The 18,625-nt window shown below is 51.2% G+C and carries 14 protein-coding genes and 2 tRNA genes; 6 read left to right on the top strand and 10 right to left on the bottom strand.

The genetic code is table 11. The features are described 5' to 3' along the window. Positions 1-116: 116 nt before the first annotated feature. The 5 genes from QEH59_RS08855 to QEH59_RS08835 all read right to left on the bottom strand — a co-directional run bounded on the left by QEH59_RS08855 (position 117) and on the right by QEH59_RS08835 (position 4,318). Positions 117-488 (bottom strand): HesB/IscA family protein, encoded by a 372-nt coding sequence (locus QEH59_RS08855; protein ID WP_308985005.1) that lies wholly within the window; start codon positions 486-488, stop codon positions 117-119. Positions 489-591: 103 nt separating this feature from the next. Beyond that, the gene (pdxA, locus tag QEH59_RS08850) at positions 592-1,548 is read right to left on the bottom strand and encodes a 4-hydroxythreonine-4-phosphate dehydrogenase PdxA (protein WP_308985004.1); all 957 of its coding nucleotides are present in this window, start codon (positions 1,546-1,548) and stop codon (positions 592-594) included. Then, positions 1,541-2,329 carry an acyl-ACP--UDP-N-acetylglucosamine O-acyltransferase gene (lpxA, locus tag QEH59_RS08845; RefSeq protein ID WP_308985003.1) on the bottom strand — a complete coding sequence of 263 codons (789 nt, stop codon included), beginning with the start codon at positions 2,327-2,329 and terminating at the stop codon, positions 1,541-1,543. The genes pdxA and lpxA overlap by 8 nt, the downstream gene beginning before the upstream one ends. 112 nt (positions 2,330-2,441) lie before the next feature. After that, a complete protein-coding gene (locus QEH59_RS08840; RefSeq protein ID WP_308985002.1) occupies positions 2,442-3,089 on the bottom strand; it encodes a hypothetical protein in 648 nt (215 codons plus the stop codon). A 68-nt stretch (positions 3,090-3,157) separates the two neighbouring features. Beyond that, entirely contained in the window at positions 3,158-4,318 is a 1,161-nt protein-coding gene (locus tag QEH59_RS08835; RefSeq protein WP_308985001.1) for an AraC family transcriptional regulator, read from the bottom strand. Positions 4,319-4,371: 53 nt separating this feature from the next. Between QEH59_RS08835 and QEH59_RS08830 the strand changes: the two genes are divergently transcribed. Together QEH59_RS08830 and QEH59_RS08825 are read left to right on the top strand one after the other, a co-directional pair. Continuing rightward, a complete protein-coding gene (locus QEH59_RS08830; protein ID WP_308985000.1) occupies positions 4,372-6,015 on the top strand; it encodes an FGGY-family carbohydrate kinase in 1,644 nt (547 codons plus the stop codon). Positions 6,016-6,048: 33 nt separating this feature from the next. Beyond that, a complete protein-coding gene (locus QEH59_RS08825; RefSeq protein WP_308984999.1) occupies positions 6,049-6,969 on the top strand; it encodes a dihydrodipicolinate synthase family protein in 921 nt (306 codons plus the stop codon). Positions 6,970-7,081: 112 nt separating this feature from the next. On the opposite strand, the gene QEH59_RS08820 is transcribed toward QEH59_RS08825, so the two are convergent. Continuing rightward, a tRNA-Cys gene (locus QEH59_RS08820) sits at positions 7,082-7,155 on the bottom strand. A gap of 139 nt (positions 7,156-7,294) precedes the next feature. On the opposite strand from QEH59_RS08820, the gene QEH59_RS08815 reads away from it, so the two are divergent. Further along, positions 7,295-7,591: a hypothetical protein gene (locus QEH59_RS08815; protein ID WP_308984998.1), complete on the top strand. Its 297-nt coding sequence runs from the start codon at positions 7,295-7,297 to the stop codon at positions 7,589-7,591. A gap of 145 nt (positions 7,592-7,736) precedes the next feature. Then, positions 7,737-9,008, top strand: a complete 1,272-nt coding sequence (locus tag QEH59_RS08810; protein WP_308984997.1) for an FAD-dependent monooxygenase — start codon at positions 7,737-7,739, stop codon at positions 9,006-9,008. A gap of 238 nt (positions 9,009-9,246) precedes the next feature. Here QEH59_RS08810 and QEH59_RS08805 read toward each other — a convergent pair. The 4 genes from QEH59_RS08805 to QEH59_RS08790 all read right to left on the bottom strand — a co-directional run bounded on the left by QEH59_RS08805 (position 9,247) and on the right by QEH59_RS08790 (position 12,628). Further along, positions 9,247-9,336: transfer RNA gene (locus QEH59_RS08805), tRNA-Ser, on the bottom strand. 299 nt (positions 9,337-9,635) lie between these two features. Further along, a complete protein-coding gene (locus QEH59_RS08800) occupies positions 9,636-10,082 on the bottom strand; it encodes a hypothetical protein (RefSeq protein WP_308984996.1) in 447 nt (148 codons plus the stop codon). A 156-nt stretch (positions 10,083-10,238) separates the two neighbouring features. After that, on the bottom strand, positions 10,239-11,045 hold the full coding sequence (locus QEH59_RS08795; protein ID WP_308984995.1) for a dermokine domain-containing protein: 807 nt from the start codon (positions 11,043-11,045) through the stop codon (positions 10,239-10,241). Next, the gene (locus QEH59_RS08790; RefSeq protein ID WP_308984994.1) at positions 11,027-12,628 is read right to left on the bottom strand and encodes a tetratricopeptide repeat protein; all 1,602 of its coding nucleotides are present in this window, start codon (positions 12,626-12,628) and stop codon (positions 11,027-11,029) included. The genes QEH59_RS08795 and QEH59_RS08790 overlap by 19 nt, the downstream gene beginning before the upstream one ends. Before the next feature lie 135 nt (positions 12,629-12,763). On the opposite strand from QEH59_RS08790, the gene carB reads away from it, so the two are divergent. Beyond that, on the top strand, positions 12,764-16,000 hold the full coding sequence (gene carB, locus QEH59_RS08785) for a carbamoyl-phosphate synthase large subunit (protein ID WP_308984993.1): 3,237 nt from the start codon (positions 12,764-12,766) through the stop codon (positions 15,998-16,000). An 80-nt stretch (positions 16,001-16,080) separates the two neighbouring features. Further along, positions 16,081-18,606 carry an FG-GAP repeat protein gene (locus tag QEH59_RS08780; RefSeq protein WP_308984992.1) on the top strand — a complete coding sequence of 842 codons (2,526 nt, stop codon included), beginning with the start codon at positions 16,081-16,083 and terminating at the stop codon, positions 18,604-18,606. Positions 18,607-18,625 lie beyond the last annotated feature (19 nt).

The following is an 18,625-nucleotide window of genomic DNA, read 5'->3' as shown; positions in this document are numbered from 1 at the left end:
AACAGCGATTGCAGCGAAATGCTGCTTAGTTTAAAATCGCGTTATGCCGTCATAGTTTGAGTTGGTTGACCATTCAAGATAAACCACGTTTAAGCCCTCATCCTCTACTTTCAACCCTAAATACTAAAGCTTTCACCACAACTGCAGCTAGATTTCGCATTTGGGTTACTAAACTTAAAGCCACCACCAACCATTTTATCGGAATAATCGAGTTGCGTCCCCCGCAAGTAGAGCGCGCTTTTGGTATCCACCAAGACTTGAGCACCCGATGAGCGCACCAAAATATCACCTCGCTTAGGAGCGGCCACAAATTTCATCTTATAGCTAAGGCCATTACAGCCTCCACCGGTTATTTTCACCCGTAGATAGTCCCCCTTTTGCTCTCGCTTAATAAGTGAACACAGCTTGGCACCCGCAGTTTCCGTCACCAGAACCAGCTTTTCATTACCAAGACGCACGCCTTCAGGAACTTCAACAGTATCTACCATGATCCGTAGAGCGGTATGCAAAACAGGTCGAACGTCAAGCAGAGGTGACGCCCAATTCTCTGAATTACAGCCTAAACAACTCACCGACTGCCCCGCAAGGGGCTTAAGATGCCTTTGCAGCACTGCCAGTCAAATTTCTCGCCACAGCCAGCGCAGCAGAAAAACTCGATGGATCAGCTGTACCGGCACCGGCTAAGTCAAATGCAGTGCCATGATCTGGACTAGTGCGCACATAAGGCAAACCCAGTGTCAAATTAACCGCGGCATCAAATTCCAGCGTCTTAACCGCCGCCAACGCCTGATCGTGATAGGCAGCCACCACCACATCGAAGTCCCCCTGACGTTGGCGGTGAAAGACGGTATCACCGGGTAAACATCTAGACAGGCCAGGCATCGCTGCTCGCAAACGATCCAAAGTCGGATCCAGCACCTCCAACTCTTCCAACCCCAGAATCCCGCCCTCACCTGCGTGCGGATTAAGGCCACAAACACCAATTCGGGGCTCCCGGGCTCCGAATTGGTGCGCCAAAGCGTAAGCACGACGCACCGCTTGTTCAAGGCAAGCCGCATCCAGGGCCTGCGAAACATCCCGCAACGGAATGTGCCAGGTCGCAAGCACAACACGCAATTCTCTGCCAACAAAGGCCATAGTCGGATCGCCGCCCCACGCATTTGCAAAAAACTCAGTCTGTCCTGGAAATTGAAAACCAGCCAATTGCAACCAATGTTTACTTACAGGACCGGTCACGACTCCACGAAAGCGTCCCTCTCGACACCCCGCCGCTGCCCGTTCCATCGCGGCCAAAGCGAGACTCGCGCCGTTAATTGATGGCACCCCAGGCTGCGCGACAAAATCGCGCGCTCGATGAGCCGTCACCGCTTCGAAAGATACTCCAAGCTTTTCGGACAGCGCTGCGCCCCAGTGAGCTGGACCGATTAAGACGCAATCTCTCCCATGTAAACCGTCGACAGCAAGAGCGGACTCGATGACCTCAGGGCCAATACCGGCAGGATCTCCACACGTGAGCGCCAGCGGCAAAGAACTGTATGATTTAATCACGCGTCGAAAGGATAAAGCCACGCTTGCCAGTCTCAAAGAAACTCAAGAAGCGAGCGCCTGCAGCAGTCATACCAAATTCAGTTTCCCTAGCCGCTTCAGCCGCCTTTTTCTTCAAATTACCTCCACCAAAAAAGACTGCACGGTAGCAGCGTTTCAAATCTTTAATTTCACGCTGCTCAAAACCACCGCGCCGTAAACCAACCAAGTTCAAGCCATGCGCCTCGCTGCGTTCCGCAGCCATCACATAAGGCGGAACGTCCGCAGTAATCGAAGCATTACCCGCGATCATACAATAAGCACCAATACGGCAAAACTGATGTATGCCAGCCCCTCCACCAATCACTGTCTTTTCTCCAACCCTCACGTGACCAGCCAGCATTACATTGTTGACCATGACCACCCCCCGCGACAGCTGACAATCATGAGCAACATGCGCATTGGCCATTATAAAACACTCATCTCCGATCACGGTTTCGGCCCCCGCAGTCTCTGGACGGCTCACCGTCACCCCCTCACGCAAAATAACTCGATCTCCTATCACCACAGTACTTTCAAGCGAGGAATCAAAACCTATCGACTGTGGTTCGCCACCGATCACACAAAAGGAGTCCACCTGCACAGCATTCCCAATTGTCGTATTCTCGCGAATGATTGCATAAGCCGCGATCTTACAGTCGCGCCCGATTCGAACATTCGATTCAATCAAAGCACCTGCCCCGATGGAGGTGCCCTCGCCGATTTTAGCCGATGGATCGACAATCGCAGTTTGATGGATATTCATAGTTCAAACAAACTCATGACCTCTTGGGATTGTCAAGATAGCGGCGAAACGATCCTGACTACGATGCGAATAAATGCCCTTGAGCACTCGCAAATAACTTGCTCAAAATAAATCACTCGTTGAACAAATTCATCTGTGGCTCCTTCACCATATCGTAAATCTTCATAATGCGCATTAACTGTAAAAGATCCGATTTTTGATAACTATGATTCACTTCCACATTACGCAGAAGATTTTCTAATATCGTGCCAAAGGTAATAATACCGTCCACACCCCGCTCTTGCAGTAGCTGGATGCTCTCCGAACGCAAAGGTTCACTGGTCGGCAAACTAGGCAGGACCAGAATTTTAGTAAATTGCCCAGTGCCCACGAGCTCGGGGTCCACCTCAGCATCATCAAAGCGGAAGTAACTCTCTGCATTACGCAGCACATCTTTTTTTAGGAAATCAAAAACTCGCGAACTACTCTTGAGCATTGCGGGAGTAAAACGCGAGCTATGCCACGCCTTCACCACCACAATCGCACGACGAATCTTAATCATATCAGCCGAGAAAAGCTGAAAACCTGCTGGCAGCACATCAAGCGCCGCATTCGGATTATATACCACCAAGTCGATCTCCTCATCCACCCGCTTCTTACGTGATTGAACTAAATACTTGCGTAGCTGCCGCACAAAAAAACCATTCAGTTCAAAATACTCACGCACGATATTCTCATCAAAGCCAGCCATGACGTAGTAATAAACGGAGAAAATCCTCAAAGGTCAATGCCATGAAATCACGTCCCCGCATCCTCATAAACTCAATACTAGCACCAGCTATAACTCCATTACAACAGCTTACGATAAGCCGAAGGGGATACAGTTTCATATTTCCGGAAGACACGATCCAACTGGCGTAAACTACTAAAACCTGCACGATCCGCGACCACACTGATACTGAGCTCCGATTCAAGTAACAGACGCTTGGCGCGTGCTAATTGAACCTGCTGTATCCGTTGATAAATCGTCGACTGAAAATAATCCTGAAAACGCCGCTCCATTGAACGCCGGGAGCGTCCGGCATGCCGGCACACATCCACCACTGAAATTCCTCGATCCGCATAGCGTTCAATGTAATCGAGTGCGCGTTGCAGCAGTGGCTCTGCCGTTCCACGATGATCCGTAGAACTACGCACAATGACTCCCATCGGGGGCAAGAGACGCTGCACGCCCCCCCCCGCATGGCCGCCACCCAGCTGACTCAATAACAATTGCATCGCATCGCGGCCAATTTGCTCTGCAGGAAGCTCGACGCTGGAAAGCGAAGGATCACTCATGCGACACTCTGAGACATCATTATCCACCCCCAATATCGCGACCTCATCTGGCACACGCAGTCCAACATTGCGACATAATTCACACAAGGCACGCGCTGGAATATCGTTCGAAGCAAGAATTCCAACCGGCTTGGGCAGGCGCTGAAGCCAACGTTCTGTCTGACGGTCCATCCGAGTCCAGTCTTGAGAAAATGGCGGCTGCGGAAGAAAATCTGCATGTAAATTTGCCACTGGATACCCCAGCACTTCCAAACGCTCACGAAATCCACGTTCACGATTGCACGAAAAGACCGCATGACGACTGCCATAGTAAGCAAACGAACGCAGTCCTTGGGACAAGAAATAATCTGCCGCCACCTGCCCTACAGCCACGCTATCGACATCCACATGAGAAATTGGCAAATTCTTTAACGTATGCGTCACCGACACCATAGGCAGGGACAATGCCTGTAAACGCTCTGCTAAAATACGCTCCGACAGATGCACAATTACACCATGTGGTTGCCACTGCTCCAATGCGGGAATGATTCTAACATCTGGTGCCCCATTATGATAACTACAAGACAGCTGCTTGGATTCGGCGTAATTCAATACTCCAGATAAGACCCGACGACTATACCCCAGGTCCTGCCCCAATAATAAAGCAATCCGAATTGTCGCTTTTTGACTCATTTATGTCGCATATGAGTATATACTAGAACAGCGTAATCAACTAAAATACATCAATGAACTACTTTATTGGAATTGATGTCGGCACTGGCAGTGCCCGAGCTGGCCTATTTGATCAAAATGGTCAACTGCTTGCCAATCACAGCCGCGCCATACAAACGTGGAAACCTCAGCCCAACTTTGTTGAACAATCCTCTGCAGATATTTGGGAGTCGATCTGTATTTGTACCCAAGCAGTGATTAAAGATGCTGGAATCCACCCTGCCGCCATAAAAGGGCTCGGCTTCGATGCGACCTGCTCCTTAGTATTGGTAGGCGCAAATGGTCAACCTGTAACAGTGAGTCCAGATGGTGACGATGCTCAAAACGTCATCGTATGGATGGACCACCGAGCACTCGCTGAAACCGAATTTATTAATCATTCCTGCAAATCTCCCGTATTCGATTTTGTGGGCGGTCAAATCTCACCGGAAATGCAGACACCTAAGCTGCTCTGGCTAAAAAAGCACCTGCCAGAATCATGGGAACGGACCGCTCATTTTTTTGACCTGCCCGACTACCTAACCTTTCGAGCCACTGGAGTCGACACTCGTTCACTGTGTTCCACCACATGCAAGTGGACCTATCTGGCCCATGAAGCAGCAGCTGGGAAAAGTGGGTGGCAAGACGACTTCTTCAATGCCATTGGGCTCGATGAATTAGTCACTGAGAACTATACACGCCTCGGCAATGACATTCAGCCCATGGGCCAGCCGATCGGCCAAGGACTAAGTGAACAAGCAGCACAGGAGCTAGGTCTGGAGCCCAGCACAGCCGTCGGAGTTTCAATCATCGACGCACACGCAGGCGGCATTGGCATGATCGGTATGCCCGACCAGAAAGAAGGCCCCACCCCTCAAAGCTTGGACAACCGTCTCGCACTCATCGGCGGCACGTCTTCATGCCACATGGTCGCTTCGCCGGAACAACGTCCCATCTCTGGAGTCTGGGGGCCCTACTATTCTTCCATGATTCCGGGGCTATGGCTCAATGAAGGTGGACAATCCGCAACAGGAGCCTTAATTGATCACATCATATTTAATCATGGTGCGACCGAAAGCCTCATCAAGGCTTCCAAGGAAGACGGATGCACTCCCTATGAAGTACTCAATCACAAACTCCAAGAACTTGCAGATGGAGAACCACTTTACAGCCTAACGCGGAATTTACACGTGTGCCCCTATTTCCACGGCAATCGTTCACCACGCGCAAATCCACACCTAGTTGGTATGATATCCGGCCTGCATCTGTCGGCCAGCTTGGATGATCTGGCACGACTTTACCTGGCCACCATACAGGCAATTGCGTACGGGACACGTCATATTATTGAAGCCATGAATGCTGCAGGCTACAACATCGACAGTATTGTCTGTTGTGGTGGTGGAACCAAGAACCCCATTTTCCTGCAACAGCATGCCGATATCACGCAATGTAAAATAATCCTCCCCGAAGAACCTGAAGCCGTCATACTTGGCTCAGCAATGCTAGGTGCGGTAGCCGCAGGTCACTATAAAGACGTCCAAGAAGCGATGGCTGGTATGTCGCGCCCAGGACAAACAATGCATCCGCATACAGATGCTCAGTCGTACCACAATTCAAAATACAGAGTTTTTCACAAACTCTACGAAGACCAGATCGCTTACCAAGACATCATGTCTTAACTCACTGATACTAAGAAAATAACAGACTCACCCATGAAGATACACGGTATTATCCCTCCACTCGTAACTCCCTTAAAAGCGGATGAAACTCTCGACCTTGAAGCAGCTGACAGGCTGATCGAACATGTCATTGCAGGAGGCGTGCACGGACTCTTTATACTTGGCACAACTGGTGAAGGCCCCAACCTAAGCTATCAACTCCGACGACAGTATATAGATTTTGTAACGAAAAAAGTGAACGGTCGCATCCCCGTGATCGTAAGCATAAGCGACACGGCCTACACCGAATCGCTGGCACTGGCAGAGCACGCTAAGCAAGCTGGGGCCGACGCAGTCGCATTCACTCCACCTTACTATTTCATTCCAGGCGCACCAGAACTACACGACTTTGTTCAACGCATGGCGGATAACCTAAGCCTGCCGTTTTTTCTATACAACATGCCCGCATTGACAAAGGTCTCATTGCCTCTGGATGTCGTAGAACTGGGCTTGAGCATGCACAACTGTCTGGGACTAAAAGACAGCTCCGGCGATATGTTCTATTACAAAAAGGTGAAGCGTCTCATCGCTGAGCGCGATCTGACGCTGCTGATCGGGCCAGAAGAATTACTTGCCGAATCCATGCTCGCAGGAGGTAACGGAGGTATCAACGGCGGTGCCAATGTCTTTCCTAAGCTGTATGTGAAAATCTACAACCTAATGCGCAGTGGCCAATTCATAGAAGCTCAGTCATTACAACGCGAAGTTATGGAAGTATCTTGCCAGCTCTTCACAATCGGCAAGCACGGCTCCAGCATCATCAAGGGCATCAAAGGTGCACTGGAAGTACGTGGCATAGCCAAACGCCACCTAGCCTCCCCGTTCAGAGGATTCAACGATATAGACCTAGCCCGTGTATCTGAAACTATAAACGGACTCGAAGCACGCCCTGCATTAAAGGAATTACTGGCATGAACATCGATTAAATGAAGGCCACGCCCCACGTAACAGACGCTGAATGTTTCCATCGAGCTCCGAAAAAATCGATGACCATTTAAAAATCGATGACCATTTAGATCTTTTTGTATGGAGGCGCGGGTCGGAATCGAACCGACGATAGAGGATTTGCAGTCCTCGGCCTTACCACTTGGCGACCGCGCCGTCTCACATACAAGGCGGCAAGTAGATGCAGTACGGCATGAAGATCAAGGGAAAATTAGTAAAAATTTCAGTTTGTGCCCAACTTTATATTTGGTCTGATTAAAAAACACTGAAATTTAGCTCACAATCCCCCGTAATAATGCTTATTAAACAACCTAGACCCACATCTGCTGACACAGGCTCAAACAAACGTCTTCGCCACTACAGCACTAAGTTTATCCCCAACCTCAAACAACTCAATAAAGCAATTAAAGAATTGCCGGACCCTGAACTCTGGCCTGAAAGTTCCTACCTCTGCCCCATTGATGTGGAAGGTAAACAGCATACCATCGAATTCTCACTCAAGTCGATCAACCGCGGCCAAACCCAAGCCTCGCGCTGGACCTATGAAGGCAGAATTCTCATCCGCAAGCGAGACAGTGAAGCCGCACATTGAATCTAGGCTCGAATGCGTTTGTAATGGCAGCCTAAAGGCGGGCTAATCGTTGATTAATAAAAATTTAGGAGATTGACCTGCAGCATCCAATCACCTAGTATGGTAACATGCGCGAAAGCTATATCCCAACTCAGCCCCCAATGCCATGTTTAACAAGAAATCAGTCGATATTGCAGTCCTCGGTGCCGGCCCCACTGGACTGACCGCAGCCCTCATCCTCGCAATTCGAGGCAGAGACTTCGTTCTTCTCGATCGTGCTGCCAGCACCAATCAGCATAGCTATGCGCTCGCACTCCACCCCGACACACTGGAATTACTCGATGCCTTAGGAGTCATTCAGCCGATACTCAAACGCTCACTACGCTTACAAAGATCCACTATATTTGATCAGTCTAACCGACAACGTGCGGTCATCAACTACAGTGCGCTACCAGTCAAATATCCCTTCCTCGCTGTTATCGGTCAAAATGAACTAGAAGCCATATTGGTCGAAGCCCTCGCACAAAAAGGACACAAACCCAAATGGAATCACCGGGTTCGCTGCATTCAGGCTTCTGAGCATCACGTAAATTTTGCGGTGGATCATCTCATGGAAGGCATGACGGGATACGCAGTTGCCCATCTGGAACAAGAGATCGATAAAATCTATGACTATGAAGCCAATTACCTAATCGCCGCAGATGGCTACACCTCCATGGCGCGTAAGGCGGTTGGTATCGCTTTTCCTGAAATCGAATCCAATCTGGACTACGCGGTCTTCGAGTTTAAAACTAATACGCGCTTACTCACGGAGATGCGGATGATGGTGGATCAGGAAAAGACACATATCTATTGGCCTCTTGGCAACGATCGTTGCCGCTTCAGTTTCCAAATGCCACGTAATTTTGCGCACATACACTCCTTTAACAAAGACCACAGCATGGTCGATCATGCCGCACAAGATAGCTCTGAACTGAGCAACGCACACTTGGATTATCTGCTTAGCAAGCACGCTCCATGGTTTATCGGCTCATCCAACGATGTAAAATGGCGCGTCATGGTTCATTTCGAAAAACACCTCGCTGAGAGCTTCGGAAGCGGTCGTATTTGGCTAGCGGGCGACGCCGCCCACATGGCAGCGCCAGCCGGCGTCCTGAGCATGAATATGGGCATGCTGGAAGGGGCGGACTTGGCAGAGAAGCTAAGCCTAGACTCCAATCACGAAGGCCGCCAGTTCCGTCTAAACGCCTACAATCTAGATCGCACCACTGAATGGCGGCGCCTATTCGATATCGATCAGAAAATCAGCACTGACGATAGTAATGGAGAATGGTTGCTCAAACATCGAAATAACATCATAGGCAATATCCCCATCTCCGGACAAAGTTACTCCCAAGTATTAGCACAGCTCAAGCTTCATCAAACCGTGGCGGCATAGAGGCTTTCTATAAGTAATTACGTAAATCGTATTATTTAATGAAGAAATCTACCTGAACCGGCACATATCCCAAAGTGCTGAAGCGCCCACTCTGACCTGATACACTTCGCAAAAAGTTTGAATCTAATCGAGATATTTTCCGAAACTTCGGTTCTCAGAACCGGGGCGGGTGGAGTCCGACGACTCTTCGACACGCCGTGACAGGCTTCGTTCGCCGAAACAAATTTCGGGCGAAGTCTGGCGGAGAAGGAGGGATTCGAACCCCCGGTACCCTTTCGAGTACAACTGATTTCGAGTCAGTCACATTCGGCCACTCTGCCACTTCTCCTGAAAAGGTGAGCAAGAAAGTGACATAATTGCTACTTGGCAAGCCTTGACTGGTTTCAATTACCTGTTCGCGAAATTTTTAATCAAAATCCACAAACATGGAAAGCCAAGCGACAACGAAGCATAACTGAGTAACTGATCGATATAGCCTAGTCAAATAATGTCGCTGACGCTTCCAGTGCAGAGTTGGTCAAGGTCATCAAACGACATCCAGCAACCTGAATCGCCTGAACACAAGCACTACATCAGAAGATGCTGACCTCTGACAATCGTCGCCAATGTCTACGAATAAAGACTCCGTTATAAACCAAAAAAACGTTTCACCTTAGACCAAAAGCTAGGTGTTGACGTATCTTGCGGTGGCATGGGAGCGGGCGCTTCGATCAAGGGCTCGTCCGCACCTCTCTCGACACTCTCCAAGCTAGGTTCATAACTCAATTCTAAGCGATAATCTTTAATACTGGGACGTTGTTCCACAGCTGCTTCAACCGTTTCAGTGAGCTGAGCAAGGTAGTCCTCACCGATCGATTCCAATAATATGGGCCCAAAATAATAATTAAGCGCCTGGTGCTCATAGATGACATACCAACCTACATCCAGTTGATCAGCATTATCAAGCATCTCTCCAGGATAGCGCTGATCAAAATCAGCCTTAGAAAGAAAGCTCATATAAGGAATCGCGGTCTCCTCCATTACCCGCAGGGGTTCCGCCGTAACCACGGGGACCGAGCCTATAAATGTAAGCATGAGAGCCCACCGATATCGCTGAAACGCCGCAGGCATCCGGCGAGCGGACACCCCACGCATGCACGACAGAACCTCCGACGAGCGGACACCCCACAAGAATTTCATGCTTTTAATCTGACTCATACGCCTAACTCCTCAACTTCTAACTCCTAAAACTCACAGCCCACTCGGTAGGTTAGTTCCATAATCGCCAGTCCCACTGCCACTACCAACTTGTGAACCACCGCTGGAGTTTTGATCCACACCATTCGGCGCGTTCGTCTCCACCGAGTCATTACTATTGGAACTGGAAGAACTGCCGCCGAATGTGGCACTTTCTTTGGAGCGATTCACTTCCACCGTCTCCTGGGAGCTCACGCTGCCGAATCCAAAGTCTTCAAAGTTGCGCACTTCCTGACTACTTGAGCTACCGGAACCAGGCGTATCCCCTACAGGCATTGTATCGCCGGGCGCACCACCGGATCCACCAATACGTTCGCCCTCCTCTCCCACTTCCGAAGCTCCATGTCCACCAGTTCCCATGGATTCGGTCGGCGATGCAGAGCCACCACTGCGATCGGAACTCCCACCCCCACTGCTGCCGAGATTGCCGCTATCTTTAGAACTATGACTGTTAACAGTTTCACCCCCACCCGCGCTGCCGAGGCTATCGAAGTCACGTGGCTCCGCGCCTTCGCTACCAGAAACGCCTCCAGTGGTCCCAGAATTAACTGTTGTAGCGCTATTTTCACCGGATTCGCCACCACCAGATTCCAGAGTCTCAGTCGAACCCGGCTGAGACTGAATTGGGGCCGGAAGCGTCCGCCCATCAAAGAGATCTGGGTCAGGTGCTGCAATAAGTGTATAAGCGGATAGAAGATACGCAGAGAAAAACAGCCTTGGTGACAAAGCGCTTATAAACCCGACATGGACTAGCTCACGCAATAGATAACGTGGAAACTGCTTTATATCTTCTCTGTACATTCAACGGTAATAGTGAAATTGGGCTTGTTGGCGTCGACCTTGAACTCAAATTCGACACTCTTGTAGCCTGAGCGAGTACCTCGGACCTTATAGACATCAGGAAAAAGCTTAAGTTCTTCGGTTTTGAAACGATCAGGCGGCAGCACACCAATAATACTGACGTAAGTACGCTTATCCGACTCGATCGTGACATTAACCTCCTCGGATTGCGCTTGAAGACTTGCTCGAATACGCGCCTCCTCCGCTTGCTGACTCGGAGCCACATTACTTGGGCGACTGCTCATAGCCTCATTAAAAAGTTTAGCAGCGAGTGGATAGCGCCCTTCCTTAATATATTTGGCCGCAGCTGCCACATTTTGACTGTAGCGTATATTTGCTAAATAGAGACTGGAGGCCTTTTCAAGGCCAGTACGTGCTTCTTTAGAATCAGGTGCTAGCGCAACCGCTTCCTTGTAATGCATACGCGCTGCCTCATAACGTCCCGCCCGAAGTGCATCGTAGCCATCGGCCAACAAAACTTCAAGGCGAACGGCTTTATCTTTGTTCTGCAAATTAGCTAATCGAGCTTGCTGCTCAGCGGTGGACTTAAGTTTAAGCGCAGCTTCCAGCGAAGTAATCGCACGCGAGAAGTCCTCTGCCTGCTCCGCGGCCACCGATGCAGCAAGCAGCGCTTGATAATCACGTTCTAAAATACGAGCCTCGAGAGAAGTTCGCTGACTTCGAATAAAGGGGTTTTGCGGGTTTTCAGCTGCCAAACGCTCCAATTCCGCAAGTGCTTCCTCAAAATCACCCGAAGCTTCGAGCGCACGAATCGCTTTCACCTCTTCCGCAATACCTTCGAGCGCTGTCAACATCACTAAACCTTCAGTGGCAGCGACGTTGGCAGCATCCAGTTTCAAGACAGATTCGTAAGCATTTCGAGCGGCGGTAAGTTTATAATCTTCAAGTGACTGTTGAGCGGTGTCCAATAAACCCGCGATTTGCTGAATCGCACGCGCTTCCATATCGCCAAGAATAGCACCTGTCATTTCAAAGTCGTTCACACTCGCCTGATAATCGCCCACATTAAGCGCACGCAATGCAGTGTTGTAGGTTTCCACAGCTTCCCGATAGGTGTTCTCGAAAGCCGACTTCAAGTACTCCAGTCGTTGTAGATCCGCATAAGTACTATCATTAAGCATTCGCGCCTGATCCGCCAGGGCCAAAGCAGAAAGTTCCGACTCGGCAACTTCTAGAGCTTTAGTGAAATACTCACTGGCACGCTCAAGCTGGCCTCTCTGCATGGCCTCTTGCCCCTGACTCACATCGCGCTTTAAACTAGACATAAAATCAAGCGACACATCCCCCTGACGCAAGGCAGCTGCCAGATCTTGCTCAACTAATTGCTCAACCTTGCTAGCAAGTTGGCGCAAATCAAAATCTGCAACATCGGTCTCGTGTTGGACAGTGCTGGCTGTCCCACCCCCAAAGTGGGATCCACTGGACCCTCCCAAACGAGTGGCCAGTAAAAGTAGGAGCGGGATAAAAATAAATGCAGCCAAAACAATGGCAACGATTACAACGGGTTTCTTATTTCGTGTCATAGAGAAAAATTATACCACTAACAATAGAAATACAGGCTGAATGACCATTCGAAAAACGCCAGACCTTATATCTTAGTTTTCAAGGCTTATTCTTGCTTGCATGGGAGTGCAAAAAAAACAGCCTTGCGCCAATTTATGCCAAAACGCACCGACATACAGACTATTCTTATCATTGGTTCCGGCCCGATTGTAATCGGCCAGGCCTGCGAATTCGACTATTCCGGCACTCAAGCTTGTAAAGCGCTGCGTGAGGAAGGTTACAAAGTGGTGCTGGTTAACAGCAACCCGGCCACGATTATGACCGACCCCGAGTTTGCCGATGTCACTTACATCGAGCCGCTTACGGTTGACGCCCTGGAAAAGATCATTCTCAAGGAAAAGCCAGACGCCCTGCTCCCCACCCTCGGTGGCCAGACGGGACTGAACCTTTCAATGGATCTGCACGATGCGGGCATTCTCGAAAAATATGGCGTGCAAATGATCGGCGCCAAGCCGGAAGCCATCATAAAGGGCGAGGCGCGCGATATTTTCAAACAGGCCATGCTTAAGATCGGCCTGGACGTGGCACGCTCGGCCACCGTCAATAACCTGGCGGACGCGCTCAAGGCGGCTGACGAGTTGATCGGTGACTTCCCCATCATCATTCGCCCCAGCTTCACGCTCGGTGGCTCTGGCGGCGGGATCGCTTATAATCGCGAAGAATATGAGCGCATGGTGCAAAACGGCCTCGATATGTCGCCCACCACTGAAGTGCTGGTCGAAGAGTGCTTACTCGGCTGGAAGGAATACGAGATGGAGGTCATGCGCGACCACAAGGATCAGTGCGTGGTCATCTGCTCGATTGAAAATTTCGACCCAATGGGCGTCCACACCGGTGACTCCATCACGGTGGCACCGGCCATGACGCTGACGGATAAGGAATACCAGCTGATGCGCGATGCATCCTTCGCATGTATCCGTGAAGTCGGCGTGGAAACAGGTGGCTCGAATATCCAGTTCTCGGTCAACCCGAAGAATGGCCGCATGGTCGTGATCGAAATGAACCCGCGCGTCTCGCGTAGTTCGGCGCTGGCGTCGAAAGCAACGGGCTTCCCCATCGCAAAGATCGCGGCCAAGTTGGCTGTCGGCTATAGCTTGGACGAGCTGCAAAACGACATCACGCGTGAAACTCCGGCCAGCTTCGAGCCGACGATCGACTACGTGGTGACGAAGATCCCTCGTTTCACATTCGAAAAATTCATCGGTGCCGACACCACATTGACTTCTGCCATGAAATCGGTGGGCGAAGCCATGGCCATCGGCCGCACCTTTAAGGAGTCCTTCCAAAAAGCTCTACGCTCGCTGGAAATCGGCGCCAAAGGCTTTGTGGGACCGGCTAAATTTGCAGAGAAAATCACCGATATGCAGGCCATTCGCCAAGGCATCTCGATCCCGACTTGCGAACGTGTCTTTTGGCTGCGTCACGCCCTACTCAATGGCATGACGGATGAAGAAATCTTCGAAGCTTGCTCCCTCGATCCATGGTTTATCGATCAATTGCGTCAGTTGGTCGACATCGAGCTCGAGCTCAAGACCAGTAGCCTGGCAAAACTCGACGGCGAGTTAATGAAGACTGCCAAAGAAGCTGGTTTCAGCGATGCGCTGATTGCCGATCTGGTCAACTCCAACCGTCAAGCCGTGCGTAAGCGCCGCGAGAAGTTGGGCGTCATGACAAATTACCGTCTGGTGGACACCTGTGCTGCGGAGTTCGAAGCCTTCACTCCCTACTATTACTCTTCCTACGGCGCCGAGAATGAAATCTCCGTCACCGACAAGAAGAAGATCATGATCCTAGGTGGCGGCCCCAACCGCATCGGTCAAGGCATCGAGTTCGACTACTGCTGTGTGCACGCCTCCTTCGCCCTGCGCGAAGCGGGTTACGAGACCATCATGGTCAACTCCAATCCCGAGACCGTCTCCACCGACTACGACACCTCGGACAAACTTTTCTTCGAACCACTCACCCTCGAAGACGTGCTTGAGATTTACTACCAATCCAAGTGCGACGGTGTGATCGTGCAGTTTGGCGGCCAAACCCCGCTCAACCTTGCGACCGAGCTGGAAGCGCACGGCGTGAATATTATCGGCACCTCACCTTCCATGATTGACGCTGCCGAGGACCGTAACCTCTTCCGCGACATTCTCGATCGAGTCGGCTTAAAGCAACCGGAGAACCGCATCGCCAACTCACTGGAACAAGCCTACGAGCTTGCCGGTGAAATCGGCTTCCCGATCCTACTGCGCCCCTCCTTCGTTCTAGGTGGCCGTGGTATGTTCATCGTCTACGACATGGACGAAATGAAGAAGATCGTGCGCGAAGTGTTCGACGTCGCTCCCGGCACTCCGGTGTTGCTCGACAAATTCCTGGAAGACGCATATGAGCTCGACGTAGACTGCATTTCCGACGGCGAGACCACCGTGATTGGCGGCATGCTACAGCACGTTGAATTTGCAGGTGTTCACTCCGGCGACGCCGCCATGGTGATGCCCCCACACACACTCTCCAACGAGATGCTGGATAAGGTTCGCACCGCCAGCTACGCACTCGCAAAAGAGCTACAAGTGGTCGGCCTCATGAACGTGCAATACGCGATCAAAGACGACGAGCTTTACATCATCGAAGTCAACCCACGCGCCTCGCGCACCGTGCCCTTCGTTTCCAAGGCGATCGGCGTGCCGCTGGCCAAGCTCGCCTCCCGTATCATGGCAGGCGAAAAGCTTAAGGACCTCGGCTTCACCGAAGAAATCATTCCTCCTTATTGGGCGGTCAAAGAATCCGTATTCCCCTTCAACCGCTTCCCAGGCGCGCCCATCATGCTCAGCCCGGAAATGCGCTCGACAGGTGAAGTCATGGGCCTCGACAAAGACCTCGGCGTTGCCTTTGCAAAATCACAGATGGCGGCCAAGCCAGAACTGCCCGATTCCGGCGACGTCTTTATCAGCGTCAAAGACGGTGATAAAGAGCGTGCAGTCGAAATCGCCAAGGGACTCAGCGAGCTCGGCTTCGGCATTCTCGCCACAATTGGCACCGGTAAGCTGTTCAAAGAAAACGGCATCGAGGTCAAAAACGTCTGCCGCCTGAGCGAAGGTCGCCCCAACGTGATTGATCTGATCAAGAATAACAAAGTTTGCCTGATCATCAATACACCGCAAGGCACCGTGCCACGTCAGAACGAAAACGAGATCCGCACCGAAGCCGTGAAGCACAACATCTGCATTATGACCACAATCTCGGCCGCTTCTGCCGCTGTCGATGGCATCAAAGCGATCCGCGAGAAAGGCTACGAAGTGCGCTCGATCCAAAGCTACAGCCAAGAAGCGAATCCAAAGTAAGGAATCGCTAGCCCTTATATAATCGTCACTGCAGACAGAATTCAATCGACGGACTGCCTAACGAAAGTTAGGCAGTCTTTATGTTTATAAGAGTCGTACTACTTTTAGCAGCGATATGCTGCCTTAACGCATCCTCATGGGATATGATTGGAGGCATCGGCTGGGACACAATCGGCTGGGACGAATGGGTGGCAGGCGATACTGCCAGCTTAATGGAACTGGAGGAATCGACTATATATGCTCCCGACGACGCGACAGAGGGTCCTTACTTCACGACCTACACAGGCACAAACTATTCCTTAGAAGGTAGTATTATATTCTGGGGACTCGACGATTGGGTCAATGAAGACAGCTCGGAGCAGAGCTATGAAATCGAGTTGATCAATGCCCCTGCAAACCTACAGGTTCATCCAATAAACTCCAGTTACGAGAGTAAATACCTCATAAGCTGGACAGCTCCTAACGTCCCCACAGCCACGGAGTATACATTTACAGTAAGTGTCACCATCTATTATGCAGAGGAAATCACCGAAGAGCTACAAGGCACAATCACTCTAACTGTGCTCCCCTCACTCCCTCGCATATCCAACAGCAACCTACTCACACAGGGATTTCGCATCCAGGATGATCCTGAAGATATTTATGAGCTGCAACTAGAGGTGGGCGATCCAGATGAAAGCTCCAGCGCAAGTCAGCTGACACTGGAGACACAAGATCCACGCTTCAGTTTTGAACGTGTCGTCACTGAGGATTGGTCGAATTGGGTCTTTGAATGGAACGATGCCTATCCAGCACCTCAGGTTTCCGAGCTCGTGCCACTACGCTTTTGGATGCGCGATCTGAATGACTCCCAAGAGCGTTGGACACTGAGCGAGCAAGAGCTCATGATCTTTGGCTACGACTATGAACGGGCCCACATCGATGCGCCCGCCCCCACCGAAGAAGCTTACTTCGGAAGTGCCATAGAGCTGATGCAGCCACAGATCGGCCTGCCCGTGACCGCATTCATTCAGGAGGCAGACTCACGCCAGGTGCATATTTATGAGCAATCGGCTGCAAACGGGACCTGGCAACACACTCAAACTCTAGTGAGCCCGGTAGAAGAGGTCGACTTCGGAGCCTCGATCACATCGTATGCAGACTTACTCGTCATCGCCGCCCCCGAGAGTGATTTTCCCCTAAACTGCCGAGTCTTTATCTATCAACGTGCCAGCGAAACGGGGCAATGGTCACTGCTGCAAACCTTAATACCTGATAATGAAGATCAAGCCGCGGCCTTCGGCGGCACAGTGGCCTTGGATCAGACGCCCATCGGCCCCAGCCAATATATTTACACACTGATGGTATCAGCCGACAAAGCACTCACAGATGATGTAGCGACCGGAGCCGTATGGGTCTACGAAGCCAGCGACACGACCACCCCCGTGTTCAGTAAAACTCAGATTATCGTGCCCCACGACGCCGAAGAGGATGACTATTTTGGCTGGCCTCTGGCACTCCATGGTGAGCTCGCCGCGATCCCTTCTAACGAAGACGACGACCTCAGCGAAAACTCTGGCGCAGTCTACGTCTACCGACGCCAGACAAGCTCTGGACAATGGCAACTGGAGCAAAAGCTCAAGGCCGACGATGCCGACTACGACGATCTATTCGGCGAGCGTGTCGCCATCTCAGATCACGGCATATTTGTCTCCGCCTTCCGCAAGTGGCAAGGCAACACCCCGCTCGGGGCCGTTTATCAATTTGAGTATGAAGGCGGCACTTGGGCTCAAACACGCCGTATCCGCACGGTCGAAGAAGCAAGCATGGATGAATACATCCAATGGGACTACAGCGCATACCTGCGTCAAATATATACAGTCAAACACTTCGGCTCCTCCCTCATCGCCGAAGGCGACACAGTCCTCATCGCAGGACTGCGACAAGGCTACGGATGGACTGCGATGGATCGCTCCATGGTCTATCAATTCGAATGGGACGAAAGCGCCAACGATTGGCAAGAAGTGCGCGCACTCTGCAGTCGCGATAGCGACCAGCCCGACAAGCAAGGTGACTTAGGTAACAATTTTGGGAATGCACAAGCGCTCACAATGAAGGGCGACACCATTCTCGCAGGCGACCTCGGTCTGGACCTCACTGGCCTGCCCGACGCAGGGCGCGTCTACAGCTTTGCCCGCGCAGTCTCCACTGCCACAGCGACCGCGGCAGACCAGCAAACGTTTTTCGCAACACTGGCCAGCCAGGCGCCTGGGCTGAGCGCACCCACAGACGATGCTGATGGCGACGGCTGGCTCAACATAGTTGAATTCCACAGCGGCACCGACCCGATGTTGGCCAATCCAGCTCCACTCAGCTCGACACAGCATGCGGACTACCCACAATTACCAACGTTCTCATTCCTCAGCTCACGGACACACGCAGAAGCACGCCCCAAAGTCATGTATTCTCGCAACTTAGAGCCCGGCTCATGGGCAGAACTCCCCAACGCACGCTACCTGCCCGACCTCAAACTCGGCGACTCGATGCAAAAAACCATCGATCTCAGCCCCTACCAAATCGACGAACAGCCACTCTTTCTGCGCTTACAATATCCTATGGCCGAATAATCGTAAACTCTCCCCCAAC

The organism is Thalassobacterium sedimentorum (assembly GCF_031127905.1).
GTDB lineage: Bacteria > Verrucomicrobiota > Verrucomicrobiia > Opitutales > Coraliomargaritaceae > Thalassobacterium > Thalassobacterium sedimentorum.
Note: the sequence above shows the minus strand (reverse complement) of the source record. Positions and strands in the feature narration are given on the sequence as shown.